The sequence below is a fragment of the Streptomyces sp. LE64 genome, from assembly GCF_052606915.1.
Genome location: NZ_CP199708.1, coordinates 92,919 through 110,390, shown reverse-complemented (window position 1 = coordinate 110,390; position 17,472 = coordinate 92,919). Strand labels below are relative to the sequence as shown.

Sequence of the window (17,472 nt, the reverse complement as noted above, 5' to 3'; positions counted from 1 at the left end):
GTGCTATGCCTCCGCAGCCGTGCGCCGTGCGACATCCGCACGGAGCGCCTTCTTGTCGATCTTTCCGATGGCGGTCGTCGGCAGGGCGCTCACGACCTCCATCGACTCGGGCAACTTGTACGGGGCCAGACCGAGTTCGCGCAGGAACCGGCGGAGCTCCAGCAGCGAGGGACGCTGTCCGGGCGCCGGGACCACGTACAGGCACACGACCTCGCCGAACATCTCGTGCGGCGCCCCGACAGCGGCGACCGCCTGCACGGTGGGGTGCCGTGCCGCCATCACCTCCAGGTCCTCGGCGGGGATCTTCTCGCCGCCACGGTTGATGATGTCGCGGACCCGGCCGTTGACCACGAGGTCGCCGCCGGCCGTCCGGGTCGCCACGTCGCCCGTCCGGTAGAAGCCATCCGCCGTGAACGCCTTCGCCGTGGCCGCGGGATCCCGGTAGTACCCCGCGACGGTGTACGGGCCCCGGGTCAGGAGCTCGCCCGCGGTGCCGTCCGGCACCGGTCGCCCCTGTTCGTCCACGATCAACACCTCGTCCTGCGGGGAGGCCGGGCGGCCCTGGGTCTCGACGATGACGGCGCCGGGGTCGGTGAGCCTGGTGTAGCAGAGCAGGCCCTCGCTCATGCCGTAGCACTGCTGGAGGGCGGCGCCCAACCCGGGCCCGATCCGGCGCGCCAGTTCCGGGGTGGGGCGGGCGCCGCCGATCTGGAGCACCCGCAGGCTGCTGAGGTCGGCGTCGGTCTCCGCCGCGGCGGCGAGCCACTGCATCGCCACGGTGGGCACCAGCGCGCAGTGGGTGACGCGCTCGCGCTCGATCAACTCGAAGGACCGCCGCGGGTCGGTGGGGTCGCCGAGGACCACTGTGCCCCCCACGGCCAGGGTGCCGAGCACGCCGGGACAGTTCAGGATGAAGCCGTGCGCGGCCGGCATCACCGCGAGGCAGACCGTGTCCGCGGAGACCTCGGCGAGGTCGCAGGCGGTGCGGATCATGTACGCGTAGCCCGCGTTCCCCCGGGGGATCACCTTCGGCGGGCCGGTGGTGCCGCCGGAGAGCAGGAAGACCGCGGCGTCGTCCGGACCGGGGCGCGGTGCGGCGGGTGACGTGACGGCGGTCTCGGAGTGCCACGGCGCGTGCGGGTCGCAGAGCGCCGCGAGGTCGACCCCGTCGGTCGTGGGGTCGCCGAGGGACAACAGGTGTTCCAGGAACGCGTGCTCCTCGCGCAGCCGTCGAGCCGACCCCACGGCGCCGGTCGGTCCGCCCGGTGCCCCCACCGCGAGCGCGACCGGCCGCGCCGACCGCACCACGTGGGCCAGCTCGTAGCCGCCGAAGCCGGGCAGGACCAGGACCGGCGGGGCCCCGATGTCGAGCAGGGCCAGGACCAGGACGAGGAACTCCGTGCAGTTCGGCAGTTGCACCACCACCCGGTCACCCGGGCGGACGCCGAGTCCCGTCAACCGCTGTCCGGCCACGGTGACCGCCGTGTGCAGGGCGCCGTGGGACAACCGGGTCGCGCCGCTGACCACGGCGCAGTGGTCGGGGGAGCGCAGGCGCGCCGTGCGCAGGAGGTCCGCGACGCGCTCCGTGGACCACAGCCCGTCGTGCACGTAGCAGGCGGCCCGTCGCCGGTCGACGACGGGCACGTCCGGGTCGAGCGGCCGGGCGTCCAGCGGGCTCATCGGGGCGTCTCCCGGATTCCGTCGGCCAACTGGCCGACCGAGTAGTCCACCTGGTCCCAGAGGTTGATCCGGACGTCGTACCGCTCGCGCAACTGGATCTCCAGGTCCGTGGTTTCGAGGGAACTGAGTCCCAGGTCGGCGCGGAGGCGCGTGTCCGGTTGGATCTGGTCCAGTCTCGTCTCTGCGATACCGATATCGACCAACAGCTCTTTGAGTACGTCCACGGACACGGCGATTGCCCCTCGTTTTCGGATGGCGAAGATCGGATTCGGTGTCTTTCCTCATTGCCGGCGGAGTCGGGCTACAACGATGCAGGCCGAGGCTAATCGAGGACTTCAGAGGTGACAATGGTCTAGTACGCGGGTCCTAGTCTTTCCATGCGAGTGCGAACACCGGTCGAGAGTGCCAGATCAGTAGGGTCACCTGGATGCCCGTTCGGGAGAACTCGGTTAATCCGAGTCACCATCCGTCATTGGTTCCACAGGGGTAGACCCTGGGTCTAGAACGGCATTAGACCCACCGGTGTATTCCCGATGGTGGCGCGACTTGAGACTCTGAGGTTGTGCCGGACAAATATCGCAAGACTGCGGAGCGTGAAGGCGGTTGCGTAAATTCGTCCTGGTCTCCAGGGCGATACTTCATCGGATGAGTCGCATCGGTATCCGATTTCTCGGATTGTGTGGTGTTCAGGCGGTCGGGGCCTTGGAGGTGGACGGTGGAGCATTCGTACGCAATTCCTTACCCGCAGCTCGGGTCCGTGCTCGGAGAGCAGGAAATCGGTGTGCTGGCCCAGCTGGTCAACTCCGGTGACAACCTGTCAGGGGGGCGATGCCGCGAAGAGTTCGAACGGAGCTTCGGCGAGTACCTCGGCGTTCCGCACGCCCTGTCGGTGACGAGCGGGACGGTGGCGCTGGAGATCGCCATCCGCCTGCTCGACCTGCGCGCCGGTGACGAGGTCATCGCCACTCCGCAGACCTACAAGGCCAGTGTGCAACCCCTGCTCAACTATCCGGTGAAGGTGCGTTTCTGCGATGTCGAACCGGGGTCGCTGAACCTCGACCCCCAGCATTTCGAATCGCTGATCACCAGCCGCACCAGGGCGGTGATCCTGGTGCACTACGGCGGGCTGCCCTGCGACATGGACGCCGTCACGGCGATCGCCCGCCGCCACGGCATCACGGTGATCGAGGACTGCGCCCACGCGCTGGGCTCGGAGTACCGCGGTCGCAAACCCGGGGCGCTGGCGGACATCGGCTGCTTCAGCTTCCACTCCAGCAAGAACATCACCACCCTCGGCGAGGGTGGCATGATCACGTTGTTCGATGGGGCGCTCGCCGAGCGGGTGGACCGCATCCGCTCCAACGAGGCCGACGCGGTGTACCACGAACAGGTGCGGCCCATCGCGGAGCGCACCAGCGCCCACCCCTGGATGATGCACCCGGGTCTGGCCTTCACCCACGGCTGCGGAACGATCCGCTACGGCGGTACGAACGCCACGCTCGCGGAGCCCAACGCGGCCGTGGGCACCGTGCAACTGCTCAGAATGGACGAACTGGTCGGGAGGCGGGCGGAGATCGCCCGCACCTACACCGAGGTGCTCACGCAGTTCCCCGGCGTGCGGATGCAGCGGGGAACCGAGGGGGTCCGCAACGCGCACCACCTCTACACGTTCTTCGTCGACCCGGCCAGCGGCATCATGCGGGACCGGCTGGTCTCCCGACTCGACGCCCTCGGCGTGCAGATGCAACTGCGCTACTTCCCGCTGCACCTGCTCTCCGAGTGGCGGGCCATGGGCCACGACCTCGGCGAGTGCCCGGTGGCCGAGCGCATGTGGTTCGAGCAACAGGTGAACCTGCCGTGTCATCCCGGAATGACCGACCGGCAGGTCGACCGACTGGCGTCCGCCGTGGACGCCGTCCTGCGCGAGGAGGTCCGGGGGACCCCGATCGAGGCGGGAACGGCACGCAAGACGAAGGGATGGACCTAGTGTCCGAAGCGGAGCACTACGACGTCGTCGTGGTCGGCGGCGGCCCGGTCGGGCTCGCCTCGGCGTGGCACGCCGTCCGGCGCGGGGCGCGCGTCGCGGTCTTCGAGCAGTTCGAGTTCGGCAACGAGAGGTCCGGCACGAGCGGCGCGGAGCGCCACTGGCGGTTGCAGTACACCGAACCGGACCTGTGCCGGCTGACCGGTGAGGCCCTGCCGCTCTGGCGGGACCTCGAACGGGCCAGCGGGGAAACGTTGCTGCATGCATTCGGCAGCCTCTGGTTCGGCGACGTCGACGTGGCCACCAACGAGGGGAAGATCTCGGAGACCGCGCGGACGATGGACCAACTGTCCATCCCCTACGAGTGGCTCACCGCCTCGGACATCGAACGCCGATACGGATTCGCCCACCTGCCCCGGCACTTCGAGGGCTTCGTGCAGCCCGACGGCGGAGCGGTGGACGTGCGCGCCACGGTGTCGGGCCTGCTCAAGCTCACCGGGGCTCGGTGCGCGCTGCGTGCGGGGGAACCGGTGCAGGAACTGGTTCCCGACACCGACGGCGTGCGGCTGCGCACCTCGCGCGGCTGGTGCCGGGCGGACAAGGTCGTCCTCGCGAACGGCCCTTACGCCAACAGGCTGTTGGAGCCGCTCGGCACCCGACTGGACCTCAACGTGTTCGAGATGGCGCTGGTGACCCTGCGACAGCGCGACCCCCGGGCCCGTTATCCGTTCTGGTTCGTCTTCCAGGAACCGACCGAGGAGGACACCAACCTGTTCTACGGGTTCCCCCCGAACTCCTGGCAGGACACCGACCTCGTCCGGATCGGCCCCGTGTTCGAGGTGAACGCGCTCTCCGAGCCCGAGCGGGCGACCGGCGCCCCCGACCCCCGTCACGTGACCAGGGCCTGCGACTGGGTCGAACGGCACCTGCCGCTGGTGGACCCGCGCCCGCTGGTGCGGGGCGCCTGTCTCGCCGTGCTCCCCGCCGACCCCGAGCGGCAGTTCTTCCTCGGCACGGCGGAAGGCCGCTTCACCGGCGGCGAGAACGTGGTGATCGCCACCGGTGGGTGGGGGTTCAAGTTCGTACCGCTGCTGGGCAAGGTCTGCGGCGAACTGTGCCTGGACGGTGCGACCACCTACGACGTGGACCGCCTGGCCCTGCCCCGGCCGACCCGCCCCTGACCCATCCGTGCCGCCCGGCCGATGGCTTCCTCTGAAAAGGAGACCCCCGCGTGACTTCCGCTGCCCCCGCTCCGGGTGCCCGTCCAGACGGCGATCCCGACATCGCCGTCGTCGGGATGGCGGGCCGCTTCCCCGGCGCCCCCGACCTCGACGCCTTCTGGCACAACCTGCGTTCCGGCGTCGAGTCGATCGAGCCGCTGACCGATGAGGACCTGCGCGCAGAAGGGCTCGACGAGGAGCTCGTCGGCGGGCGGGACTACGTCGCCGCCGCACCGACGCTCGAAGGGATCGACCTCTTCGACGCCGGGTTCTTCGGCTTCACCGCACGGGAGGCGGCGCTCCTCGATCCGCAGCAGCGGCTCTTCCTGGAGAGCGCGTGGCACGCGATGGAACACGCCGGGATCGACCCGGCACGCTGCGGCACCACCGGAGTGTTCGCGGGAGCGAACATGCCCGCCTATCTGATGTCCAACCTGCTCGGTGGACATCGGATCGTGCTCGACTCCACGATGTTCGAACTCCAGATCCACAACGACAAGGACTACCTGGCCAGCCGCACCGCCCACAAGCTCGGACTCACCGGCCCCGCGGTCACCGTGCAGACCGCCTGCTCCACCTCCCTGGTGGCGGTCCACCAGGCGGTCTCGGCACTGCGCTCGGGCACCTGCGCGCTCGCCCTCGCCGGCGGGGTGTGCGTACGGGTGCCGCACCGCGTCGGATACCGCTACGAGCAGGGCCTGATCTACTCGCCGGACGGGCACTGCCGTCCGTTCGACGCGGACGGCGCGGGCACGGTCTTCGGCAACGGAGTCGGCGTGGTGGTGCTCAAGCGGCTCGCCGACGCCCGGCGCGACGGCGACCGGGTACTCGCCGTGATCAAGGGCTCCGCGGTGAACAACGACGGCGACGACAAGGTCGGCTACACCGCTCCGAGCGTGCTCGGGCAGGAGGCGGTGGTCGCCGCGGCCCTCACCGACAGCGGGGTGCCCGCCCGTTCGATCACCGCCGTCGAAGCGCACGGCACGGGCACCCGGGTGGGCGACCCGATCGAGATCACGGCACTCGCCAGGGCCTTCGGCCGGCACACCACGGACACCCAGTTCTGTGCCGTCGGCTCGGTCAAGTCCAACATCGGGCACCTGGAGTCGGCGGCGGGCATCGCCAGCTTCATCAAGGCGGTGCTCCAACTGCACCACCGCACCCTGGTGCCCAGTCTCCACTTCCAGCAGCCCAACCCGCGCATCGACTTCCCGTCGACACCGTTCTTCGTCAACGCGCAGTTGCGCCCCTGGCAGCAGGACGCGTTCCCCCGCCGCATCGGGGTCAGCTCCTTCGGCATCGGTGGAACCAATGCGCACGTGGTGCTGGAGGAGGCACCGGAGCCGACCCCCGACCCCCCGGCACCCACCCCCGACCACCCGCACCTGGTGGTGCTCTCGGCCGCGTCACCGGAGGCGCTGGACGAGGCCGCCCGAGGCGTCTCCCACCGACTCGCCGCACTCGAACGGACCCCGCTGGCCGATGTCGCGCACACCCTCCAGACGGGGCGCGGGGCGATGCGCTACCGGCGCGCGGTGCTGGCCGCGGACACGGCCGAGGCGGCGGCGCTGCTGGCCGGCTCCGACCCGGGGCGGGTGCGCAGCGCCGACGCGGGCCGCAACCCGGCGAAGGTGGTGTTCCTCTTCCCCGGACAGGGCGCCCAGTACCCGGGCATGAGCCGCGGGCTCTACACGGGCGAACCCGTCTTCGCCGCAGCCGTGGACGAGTGCGCACGGCTGCTGGCCGAGCCGCTCGGCCTGGACCTGCGCACCGTGCTCTACCCCGAGGAACCCGCCGCGGACGGCCTGACCCGGACCGCACTGGCACAACCCGCCCTGTTCGCCACCGAGTACGCGCTGGCCCGGCTGCTGATGTCCTGGGGCGTCGAACCGGACGTCATGGTGGGGCACAGCGTCGGCGAGTTCACCGCGGCCTGCCTCTCCGGAGTCCTCTCGCTGCCCGACGCGGCGCGTCTGGTCGCCCTTCGGGGCACCCTGATGCAGGAGCAGCCCACCGGAGCCATGCTCTCCGTCGCGGCACCCGCGACGGAGGTCGAGCCCCTCCTCCCGCCCGGGGTGTCCATCGCCGCCGTCAACGCGCCCGCCCTGTGCGTGGCCTCCGGGCCGCACGAGGCCGTGGCCGAACTGGCCGCCCGGCTGGCCGCCGCGGAGGTCGCCGTCCGCCCGCTGCACACCTCGCACGCCTTCCACTCCGCCATGATGGACCCGGTCGTGGAGCCCTTCACCCGCGCGGTCGCCGAGGCCCCGCTCGCCGCCCCCGGCCTTCCCTTCGTCTCCTGCATCACCGGGGAGCCCGTCACCACCGAACTGGCGACGGACCCGGAGTACTGGGGCAGCCACATGCGTCGCCCGGTCCGCTTCGCCGACGCGGTCCGCACCGCGGTCGCGGACCGGCCCGCCGTGCTGGTCGAGGTGGGACCCGGCAACACGCTGAGCACCCTGGCCCGGGCCTGCGGCCGGCCCGACGGCCCGCGGGCCGCCGCCGTCACCACCATGCGCAGGCCGGACGAGTCCGTCGACGACGCCCGGGTGCTGCGCACCGCCCTGGGCGACCTCTGGCTCTTCGGCGGCGCGGTGCACTGGCCCGCCCTGCACGAGGGCCGCCGCGAGCGGGTGGAACTGCCCGGATACCCGTTCCAGCGCCAGCGGTACTGGATCGAGCCGCGCGGCGCGGCCCCGGACGGGTCCCTCGCGGCGGACCTCGCTGGGCCCGGCACCGAACCCGCCAAAGAGGCGGCGGCCGAGGGGGCGGGCGTCGTCCGGGCGACCCGGCCGAGCACCCTGGTCACCGCCTACGCGGCGCCGGCCGACGAGTGGGAGACCACCATCGCCGGAGTGTGGGAGGAACTCTTCGGCATCGCGCCGATCGGCACCCGGGACGACTTCTTCGAACTCGGCGGCCACTCGCTGTTGGCCACCCAGGTGCTCAACCGGCTCCAGGCCACCACCGGGGTCACGGTGCCGATGGGCGCCCTGCTGACCGCCCCCACCGTGGGCGGGCTGGCCGAGCGGGTGCGCGCGGCCGGCGGTGCCTGGACCGGGGACCGCCTGCCCACCGTCGTCCCCCGGCCGGAGCAGCGGTTCGAACCGTTCCCGCTCACCGAGATGCAGCAGGCGCAGTGGATCGGACGCCTGTCCAGCTTCGACATGGGCGGGGTGGCACCGCACCTGTACTTCGAGTTCGACAGCCGCACCATCGACGTGCAGCAGTTGGAACGCGCCTGGCAGCGGGTGGTGGGGCGGCACGACGCACTGCGCATGGTCGTCCTCCCCGACGGCCGGCAGCGGGTCCTGCCGGACACGACCCCGTACCGGTTCGCCGTGCTCGACCTGCGGGACGCGGCGGCCGGCGAGGCGGACCGGCAACTGGCCGCGCTGCGCGACCGGATGGGCGCCGAAGTGCGGCGCGCGGACGTCTGGCCGCTGTGGGAGGTACGGGTCAGCCTGCTGCCGGAGCACGTCGTCCGGGTGCACATCAGCTTCGACCTGCTGGTCGCCGACGTCTCCTCGTTCTTCTACCAGATCCTGCCGCAGTGGCGGGACTCCTACCACGAGCCCGACCACGAGCCGGCGCCGCTGACGCTGTCCTTCCGGGACTACGTGCACGCGGAGGAGGAACTGCGGGGAACCCCCCGCTACGAGCGGGCCCTGGAGTACTGGCGCGAGCGGGTCCGCACCCTGCCGCCGGCTCCCGAACTGCCCACCGCGCAGGGCGCCGGCACCGGGGGACGGTTGGCGTTCGTGCGCCGGCACGCCCGGTTGGACGCCGAGTCCTGGGGGCGGATCAAGGCGAAGGCGGCCGAGTTCGGCGTCACCGCGTCCAGCGCCATGCTCGCCGCGTTCGCCGTGACCATCGGCACCTGGAGCAAGAGCCAGCGGTTCACCCTCAACTTCACGGCCGTGAACCGGCTGCCGGTGCACGAGGAGGTCGACCGACTCGTCGGCGAGTTCGCCTCCTTCGACCTGCTGGAGGTGGACGCGGTGTCGGCCGGCACCTTCGCCGAACTCGTGACCGAGGTGCAGCGCCAGAGCTGGGCCGACTTCGAGCACCGCTACGTGAGCGGGGTGCGGATCCTGCGCGAGAGGGCCCGGGCGCGCGGGGGAGCGGGCGACGCCATGCCGGTCGTGTTCACCAGCGCGCTCGGCAGCGACGTGGACGGCAAGCCCGCGCCCTCCCCCGTCGACTGGCTCGGCGAACAGACCCACTTCATCTCCCAGACGCCGCAGGTCACGATCGACCACTTCCTGCTGGAGTTCGCGGGCCACCTGGAGCTCGCCTGGCACGCCGTGGACGGGCTGTTCCCGGACGGGCTGATGGCCGAGATGTTCCAGGCGTACCAGGACTTCGTGGTGGGGCTGACCCAGGACGAGGGCTGGCACCGGGCCCCGGTGCTCGACCTGCCGGCCGGGCAGCTCGCCCACCGCGAGGCCGCCAACGACACCGCCGGCGAGGTGCCGGACGGGGTGCTGCCGGCCCGGGTGCTGGCCCGGTCCGGTTCCCCCGAACCGGCCGTGATCGCCGAGGACCGGGTGCTCACCTTCGCCGAACTGACCGGCCGGGCGGTGGAACTGGCCGGAAGGCTCACCGCGGCCGGGTTCGGCCGCGGAGCCGTGGTCGGCATCGGACTGGCCAAGGGGTGGCGCCAGATCGTGGCGGCGCTGGCGGTCTCCGCGGCCGGTTGCACCTACGTCCCCCTCGACCCCGACCTGCCGGAGGCCCGCCGCCGCTGGCTGGTGGATCAGGCCGGCATCGGATGCGTGCTCGCGGAAGCGGAACCGGACGCCGCGGCGCACTGGCCGAACGCGCCGCAGGTGCTGTCGGTGTCCGGGGACACCGCGTGGACCACGGCGGACGCGGCGGGCTGGACCTGTCCCGCCCGGCCCGGGGACACCGCGTACGTCATCTACACCTCCGGCTCCACGGGAACGCCCAAGGGCGTCGCGGTCAGTCACCGGGCCGCGCTGAACACCCTCGTCGACATCGAGGAGCGGTTCGACCTCCGAGCCGGTGACCGCGTGCTGGGCCTGTCCGCGCTCAACTTCGACCTCTCCGTCTTCGACGTCTTCGGGGTGCTCGCGGCCGGCGGGGCCGTGGTGCTCCCCGCCGCCGAGGACCGCCGCGACCCGGCCCGGTGGGCGGAGCTGTGCCACCGGCACCGGGTGACGGTGTGGAACTCGGTGCCCGCGCTGATGCAGATGATGGTCGAGCACGTCGAGTCGACCGGGGACCGCCGCCCGCTCTCCGCGCTGCGGCTGACCCTGCTGAGCGGGGACTGGATCGCCCTGTCCCTCCCGGACCGGTTGCGGGCGGTGGCGCCCTCGACCGAGGTGATCGGTCTCGGCGGGGCGACCGAGGCCGCGGTGTGGTCGATCGCGTACCCGATCGGCGAGGTGTCCCCCGACTGGGCGTCGATCCCCTACGGGCGTCCGCTGCGCAACCAGCGCTTCCACGTCCTCAACGACCGGATGCGCCCCGCGCCCGTCTGGGTCCCGGGCCACCTGTACATCGCCGGCGAGGGCCTGGCCGAGGGCTACTGGCGCGACGAGCAGCGCACCGCCGAGTCGTTCCCGGTGCACCCGGAGACGGGGGAGCGGCTCTACCGCACCGGCGACCTCGGGCGCTACCTGCCGGACGGGACCATCGAGTTCCTCGGCCGCGACGACTTCCAGGTCAAGGTCGGTGGCTACCGGATCGAGCTGGGCGAGATCGAACACGCGCTGACCGGGCATCCGGAGGTCGCGGGCGCCGTGGTCTCCGCCCGGGGCCCGCGCACCCAGCAACGGCTGGTCGCCCACGTCGTGCCCACCGCCGCCGAACTGCGCGAGGACCCTGAGTTCACCGACCGGCTGCGGAGCCACCTCGCCGCCACGTTGCCCTCCTACATGACCCCCGCCGACTTCGTGCCCATCGACGCGATGCCGTTGAGCGGCAACGGCAAGATCGACCGCTCGGCCCTGCCCGATCCGCAGCGCGCGGGCAGCGCAGGCGCCCCGGAGACGGAGGAGGACACCGGGGTCCTGGCCACCCTGCTGGTGCTCGCCGCCGACTTGCTCGGGGTGGACCGGCCCGGGGCCCGGGACAACTTCTTCGAGCTGGGCGGCGACTCCATCATGGGCGTCCAGTTCGTCGGCCGGGCCAACGCCGAGGGCGTCCCGCTCCGCCCGCAGGACCTCTTCGAGAGCACCTCGTTCCTCGAACTGGCCCGGGCCGTGCCCACCGCACCGGCCGCCGGGGACACGGCGTCGGCCGTGGCGCTCACCCCGCACCAGGCACGGGCGCGCACCCAGGTGGGGTCGGTGGTGTGGGAGGTGCCGGACGACTTCGACCCGGCACGGGCGGGCCGGGCGCTGCGCTCCCTGCTCGACCGGCATGCCGCGCTGCGGTCCCGGGTGCACGCCGAGGGCGCACCGCGGCTCCTGGTGTGCGCCGACCGGGGCGAGGACCCCGAGGTGCCCGAGATCGACCTGAGCGCCCTGCCCGCGCAGGTGCGCGCCGAGGCGGTGCCGCAGATGCTCGCGGACATGGCCGCGGAAGTGGACGCCGGGACCGGGCCGACGATCAAGCTCGCGGTGTTCCGGCTCGGCGAGCAGGGCAGCGCGCTGGCCTGCACGGTGGCCCAGGCCGTGGTGGACGACGGGTCCGTGGTCCTGCTGGGCCGGGAGTTGGCGCGGGCCCACCGCCGGCTGGCCGGTGGCCACCCGGTGGCGTGGGAGACGGCCGCGGCCTCACCCGAGGCGTGGCACCGGGGCCTGCGCCGGGAACCGGTGCACCCCGCGGGACTCGGCGAGCCCGGCGGGGCTCCGCGCCCGCTGTCCCCGGGGCACACCGACGCCTGGGACGCGAGCCGCACCGCACACCTGCTCGGCGCCGCCGCGGGCAGCCACCACCTGGACCCGACCGAGGTGGTGGTGGCCGCCGCCGCGGTGGCGCTCGGCCGGGTGCTGCCCGAACCGCCGCAGCTCCTGGTGGAGCGTTCGCTGCGCACCGACCCGGACGCCAGCGAGGAACCCGCCGGGGAGTTGGTGGGACGGGTGACCGAACTGCGGACCGTGGCCGCGGTCGCCCCCGACACCCGCCCCGAGCGCTTCCTCCCCGCGGTGAAGACCTGCCTGCGGGCCGCGGAGGCCGAGCCGGTGCGCGGCGCGACGGTCACCGTGAGGGAGCTGGTGACCTGGGAGAACACCGAGGGCGGGCTCACCGTCCCGGCGGACTTCGCCGGGGTGGCCGGGGCCACCGGATGGCACGGGCAGACGGTCGGGGAACTGAGCGCGGCCCTGGTGGACGGCGCCCTGCGGGTCCGCTGGCACCTGGACGGTTCCCTGCCCGCGGACGCACCGACCCGTCTCGCCGAGGCCTTCGCCGAGGCGCTGGAGGCGATCGCCGAACACTGCGACGGCGCCCGGGAGGGGTCCTACGAGCCGTCCGACTTCCCCCTGGCCGGCCTCGACGACGACGAACTCGAAGACTTCCTCAACGACGTGCGGTGACCTGCGACCAGACGGACGGGACTGTGACGAACGACAACGAACAGGTGAAGAAGCGACCCTCCCGCGACATCGAGGACGTCTACGAGCTGTCACCGATCCAGCAGGGCATGCTCTACGAGCAGCTCGCCCAACCGGGCATCGGGGTCTACGTGGAACAACTGCGGCTGGAGTTCTCCGGAACGCTGGACCCCGCACACTTCGAACGGGCGTGGCAACTGGTCGTCGACCGACACCCGATCCTGCGCAGCACCTTCCACTGGCGCCGGAACGGGACCGCGATGCAGGTCGTGCACCGCACGGCCACCCTGCCGCTGGAGACCCTGGACTGGCGCGACCTCGACGAACGGACCCAGGAGGACCGGCTGGAGGCGTCCCTGGCCGCCGAACGGGAAGCGGGCTTCGACCTGACCGAGGCGCCCCTGATGCGCAGCACGCTCGTCCGCCGCGCTCCCGGACGGTGGACGTTCTCCTGGCGGTTCTCGCACCTGCTGATGGACGGCTGGTCCTTCACCCTGGCGATCGACGACTTCCTGGACCACTACCGACGGCTGTGCCGCGGCGAGCGACCGACCGCCCCGCCCGGGCGACCGTACCGGGACTACCTCGCCTGGTGGCGCCACCGGGACAGCACGGCGGCGCAGGAGTTCTGGCGCGAGGAACTGGCGGGCTACCGACCGGTGGAACACCTGCACCTGGGCGGCGGCGAGGTGCCCCCCGGCCGGCCCGTCCACTCCCACGTCGAGCGGCTCCTCACCGACCTGGCCCCCCGCCTGACCGCACTGTCCCGCGCGGAACAGCTGACGCTCGCCACCCTGGTGCAGGGGGCCTGGTTCCTGGTGCTGGGCCGCTTCCTCGGCCGCACCGACCTCGCCTGCGGCATCACCATGGCCCACCGGCCGCCGGAGCTGGTCGGCTCGACGGACGTCCTGGGGCCGATGATCGCCACCCTGCCCCTGCGCCGCACGCTGGAACCGACCGTGGAGCTGCGCTCCTGGCTGCGCGAGTTCGGCAAGCACGTCATCGAGGCGAGTCAGCACAGCGCCGTGCCGTTGACCGAGATGCAGACGGTGCTCGGCACGGACACCACGGTGCCGATCCTCCGGAGCAGCGTCTCGTACGAGAACGTGCCGATGCCCGACTTCGACCTGTCCGAGGTCGGAGCCGAGATGACGGACCTGGTCTACGACGGCCGGCCGCACTTCCCCCTCACCATGGTGATCATGCCGGGCGTCGACCTGCCGCTGCGGATCGTCCACGACCGCAGGCAGGTGTCCGACGAGGTCGCGGAGCGCTTCGCCACCGAGGTCGTCTCGGTCCTGGAACAGATCGTCGAGCATCCGGAACGGACCCTGGGGGAGCTCTCCTTCCCCAGCACCGCCGAGCCCGACACCGCGCCGCTCGTCGAACCCGCGTCCGTCTGCCTGCACGAGACCTTCCGGCAGCACGCCGAGGCCCGCCCGGACGCGGTCGCCGTGCGCTGCGGCGACCGCACCCTCACCTACCGGGAACTGGACGCCTACTCCGACCGCATCGCCGCCGCCCTGCACGCCCGCCACCCGGGGGCCACCCGGGTGGGCCTGTGCCTGCCCCGCTCCACCGACCTGGTCGCCGCCATGATCGGCGTCTTCAAGACCGGCGCCGCGTACGTTCCCCTGGATCCGGACTACCCGCCCGCCCGGCTCGCCGAGACGCTGGCCGACTCCGCCGCGGAACTGGTGCTCACCGACGGCGCGTCGGACCGCACGCTCGACCTGGACGGGGCGCGGCGGGTCACCCTGGCGGAGGCGGCGGCGCACCCGGCCGGGGACGGACCGCCGACCGCCGTCGACCCCGAGGCGCCGGCCTACCTGCTCTACACCTCCGGCTCGACCGGGCGGCCCAAGGGCGTGCCGGTGACCCACCGCAACGTGCAGAGCCTGTTGGCCGCCGGCCGCGAGGTCTTCGGCTTCACGGCGCAGGACGTCTGGACCTTCGCCCACTCCTTCGCCTTCGACTACTCCGTGTGGGAGATCTGGGGCGCCCTGGGCAACGGCGCCACGCTGGTGGTGGTCGACCGGGACGCCGGACGCGATCCGCACGCCCTGGCCCGCCTGGTCGACGCGGAGCGGGTGACGGTCCTCAGCCAGACCCCCTCGCTCTTCGAGCACCTGGTGCCCGAGCTGTCCGGGGGGACGACCCTGCGGAAGGTGTTCCTCGGCGGCGACCGCCTGGACCCCGCCGTGGTGCGCCCCTGGTTCGCCCGGTTCGCCGACCGGGACGTCGAGGTGTACAACCTCTACGGGGTCACCGAGGCGACCGTCGTCTCCACCTACCACCGGGTGGACGAGGAGGACCTGCGCACCGACCGGCCGATCCCGATCGGCCGCGCCCTGCCCAACCAGCGCGTGCACCTGCTCGACGAGCACGACCGCCCGGTGCCGGTGGGCGCCGCCGGCCAGGTGTGCGTGGCCGGACCCGCGGTCGCCGCCGGCTACCACGCCCGGCCGGAGCTCACCGCGGAACGCTTCGGCGCCGCCCTCACGGCCGACCCGGCGCGCCCCGCACCCCTGTACCGCACGGGCGACCTCGCCACCCGCACCGCCCGGGGGGAGCTCCGCTTCCTGGGCCGTGCCGACACCCAGGTCAAGGTGCGCGGCTTCCGCGTCGAACTGGGCGAGATCGAAGCCGCGTTGCGCGAGGTCCCCGGCGTGCGCTCGGCGACCGTGGCCGTCCACGGCAGCGGCGCCACCCAACGGATCGTGGGCTACGCGGTGCCGACCGGGCCGCAACCGGACCCGGCCCCGGTGCCCCGGCTCGCCGAGCCGGTACGGGACGCCCTGCGGCTGCGGTTGCCGGAGCACATGGTGCCGGTCGCGGTGTACTGGATCGACGGGATCCCCACCACCCCGGGCGGCAAGGTGGACCCCGCCGCACTGCCGGCACCGGACGTCCTGACGGGCGGTGGGTTCGTCGCCCCGCGGACCGGGGCCGAGGAACTGCTCGCCCGGCTGCTGTCCGAGGTGCTGGAGGTGCCGCGGGTCGGCGCGCACGACGTGCTGGGCGAGTTGGGCCTGCACTCCGTGGGCGCCATGCGACTGGCCGCCCGGCTGCGCGGCGAGCACGGGCTCCACCTCCCGCTCGCGGAGCTGGTGGCGGCCCGCACGGTGGCCGAGCTGGCGCACGCGGTGGCGGCGGTCCGACCCCCGCGGACGGAGGGGGCACGATGACCGGGACGGCCACGGAGCGCCACGACGGTCCGGAGGACCGGCAGTGGCGGCAACGGGTCCGCCGGTTCGCCGAGGAGACCGTCGGTCCGCTGTCCACCACGATGGACAAGTCGGCCAGCCTGGACCCGGTGCTGCGCGAGCGGCTGTTCTCCGCGGGGCTGATGTCGGTGGAGGTGCCCCGCGGCTACGGCGGACACGGCGGCACCCTGTTCCACCTGGTGCTCGCCATCGAGGAGGTGTCACGGGTGGACCCGGGCGTCGCGGTCGGGATCCACGTGCACAACGTCCTGGTGGCGGGCACGCTGCTGCGGCACGCGACGGGCGACCAGCGCCGGCAGTACCTCCCGCTGTTGGCCACCGGCCGGATCGGCGCCTTCGCCCTGTCCGAGGAGCACGCGGGCAGCGACGCGTTCGCACTGACCACCGTGGCCCGCCCGGACGGCGCGGGCCATGTGCTGCACGGCCGCAAGCGGTGGACCAGCAATGCGCGCAACGCCGATCTGCTGCTGGTCTTCGCCCTGGTCGAGGGCAGCGGCCCCACCGCGTTCCTGGTGCCGACCGACGCCCCCGGGGTGTCCCTGGAACACCGGGTGGAGCAGATGGGGGTGCGGGCGGCGGCCACCTCCGACGTGGTCCTCGACGGCACCCCGGTGCGGGCGGCCCAACGCGTCGGGCCCGTGGGAGGCGGCCAGAGCGTGGGGATGGCGGCCCTGGACCTGGGGCGCCTGGGCATCGCCGCCCAGATGGTCGGGCTCGCCCAGGGAGCCCTGGACGTGGCGGTCGACTACAGCCGCTCCCGCGAACAGTTCGGCAGCCGCATCGCCGACCACCAGGGCGTCCAGTTCCCGCTGGCCGACGTGGCCGCCCGACTGGCCGCGGCCCGGGCGCTGTTGTACCGGGCCGTCGACGTCCACCAACACGACCCCGACCCGATCGAGCGGATGAAGTCCACCGCCATGGCGAAGTACGTGGCCGCCCAGGTGGCCGAACGGGCGGCTTCGGTGGCGGTGGAGACCCTCGGCGGGAACGGGTTCACCGACGCCTATCCGGTCGAACGGTTCTACCGGGACGCCAAGGCGGGCAAGATCTACGAAGGCACCTCCAACGTCCTGTTGCGCACCATCGCCTCCCTGCTGATCGGGGCGAACCGCGGTGACTGAGCCGGTGCGCCTGCTGTGCTTCCCCTACGCGGGCGGCAACGCCCGTCACTACGTCCGCTGGCGGCCCCCGCTGGGCCCGGACGTCGAGGTGCACCCGGTGCAGCTGCCGGGCCACGGCGAGCGGATCGGCGAGCCGGCCCGGCACCGTCTGGACGAGGTGCTGGCCGACGTCCGGGGCCGAGTCGCCGGCCTGGTGGACCGGCCGATCGCCCTGTTCGGGCACAGCCTGGGGGCCCTGCTCGCCTTCGAGTGCGCCCGGATGCTGGTGGGCGAGTTCGGTGTCCGGCCGGTGCGGCTGGTGGTGTCCGGGCACCGGGCACCGCACCTCCCCCTGCGGGAGGAGGTGCTCCACCACCTGCCGGACGCCGAGTTCCTGGAGCGGCTCGGCGAACGCTCCCGCACCCTGCGCGCCTTGACCGACCCCGACTTCCGCCGTGTGCTGCTGCCCGGGCTGCGGGCGGACCACGCCGTTTCGGAGACCTACGCGTTCGTCGCGGGGCCGCGGTTGACCTGTCCGGTCACCGCGCTGGCGGGGGAGGAGGACGCGGACGCGGACGTGGCGGAGGTCTCCGCCTGGCAGCGGCACACCACCGGCCCGTTCGAACTGGTGCCCTTCCCCGGGGACCACTTCTTCGTCGACGACTCCTGGGAAGCGGTGGCGGCGCTGGTCGGCGAGCGGCTGCGCCCGCGCTGACCCGGCCCCCGGCCGGCTCG

Annotated in this window: 8 protein-coding genes; 6 read left to right on the top strand and 2 right to left on the bottom strand. The window is 72.8% G+C overall.

The window, feature by feature from the left end:
• Window positions 1–3: 3 nt before the first annotated feature.
• On the bottom strand, window positions 4–1,680 hold the full coding sequence (locus ACSMX9_RS00400; RefSeq protein WP_445398918.1) for a (2,3-dihydroxybenzoyl)adenylate synthase: 1,677 nt from the start codon (window positions 1,678–1,680) through the stop codon (window positions 4–6).
• Window positions 1,677–1,904: an acyl carrier protein gene (locus ACSMX9_RS00395; protein ID WP_445398916.1), complete on the bottom strand. Its 228-nt coding sequence runs from the start codon at window positions 1,902–1,904 to the stop codon at window positions 1,677–1,679. The genes ACSMX9_RS00400 and ACSMX9_RS00395 overlap by 4 nt, the downstream gene beginning before the upstream one ends.
• A gap of 557 nt (window positions 1,905–2,461) precedes the next feature.
• Here ACSMX9_RS00395 and ACSMX9_RS00390 point away from each other — a divergent pair.
• The 6 genes from ACSMX9_RS00390 to ACSMX9_RS00365 are packed head-to-tail and all read left to right on the top strand — an operon-like array spanning window position 2,462 to window position 17,452.
• Window positions 2,462–3,667 carry a DegT/DnrJ/EryC1/StrS aminotransferase family protein gene (locus ACSMX9_RS00390; RefSeq protein WP_445398914.1) on the top strand — a complete coding sequence of 402 codons (1,206 nt, stop codon included), beginning with the start codon at window positions 2,462–2,464 and terminating at the stop codon, window positions 3,665–3,667.
• Window positions 3,658–4,845, top strand: coding sequence for an FAD-dependent oxidoreductase (locus tag ACSMX9_RS00385; RefSeq protein WP_445398912.1), 1,188 nt, complete (start codon window positions 3,658–3,660; stop codon window positions 4,843–4,845). Before ACSMX9_RS00390 ends, ACSMX9_RS00385 begins: the two co-directional genes overlap by 10 nt.
• A gap of 50 nt (window positions 4,846–4,895) precedes the next feature.
• On the top strand, window positions 4,896–12,392 hold the full coding sequence (locus ACSMX9_RS00380) for a hybrid non-ribosomal peptide synthetase/type I polyketide synthase (RefSeq protein ID WP_445398909.1): 7,497 nt from the start codon (window positions 4,896–4,898) through the stop codon (window positions 12,390–12,392).
• Between the two features lie 23 nt (window positions 12,393–12,415).
• On the top strand, window positions 12,416–15,598 hold the full coding sequence (locus ACSMX9_RS00375) for a non-ribosomal peptide synthetase (protein WP_445398907.1): 3,183 nt from the start codon (window positions 12,416–12,418) through the stop codon (window positions 15,596–15,598).
• A complete protein-coding gene (locus ACSMX9_RS00370; RefSeq protein WP_445398905.1) occupies window positions 15,595–16,758 on the top strand; it encodes an acyl-CoA dehydrogenase family protein in 1,164 nt (387 codons plus the stop codon). The genes ACSMX9_RS00375 and ACSMX9_RS00370 overlap by 4 nt, the downstream gene beginning before the upstream one ends.
• Window positions 16,751–17,452, top strand: a complete 702-nt coding sequence (locus ACSMX9_RS00365) for a thioesterase II family protein (RefSeq protein ID WP_445398903.1) — start codon at window positions 16,751–16,753, stop codon at window positions 17,450–17,452. Before ACSMX9_RS00370 ends, ACSMX9_RS00365 begins: the two co-directional genes overlap by 8 nt.
• The last annotated feature ends 20 nt before the right edge of the window (window positions 17,453–17,472 follow it).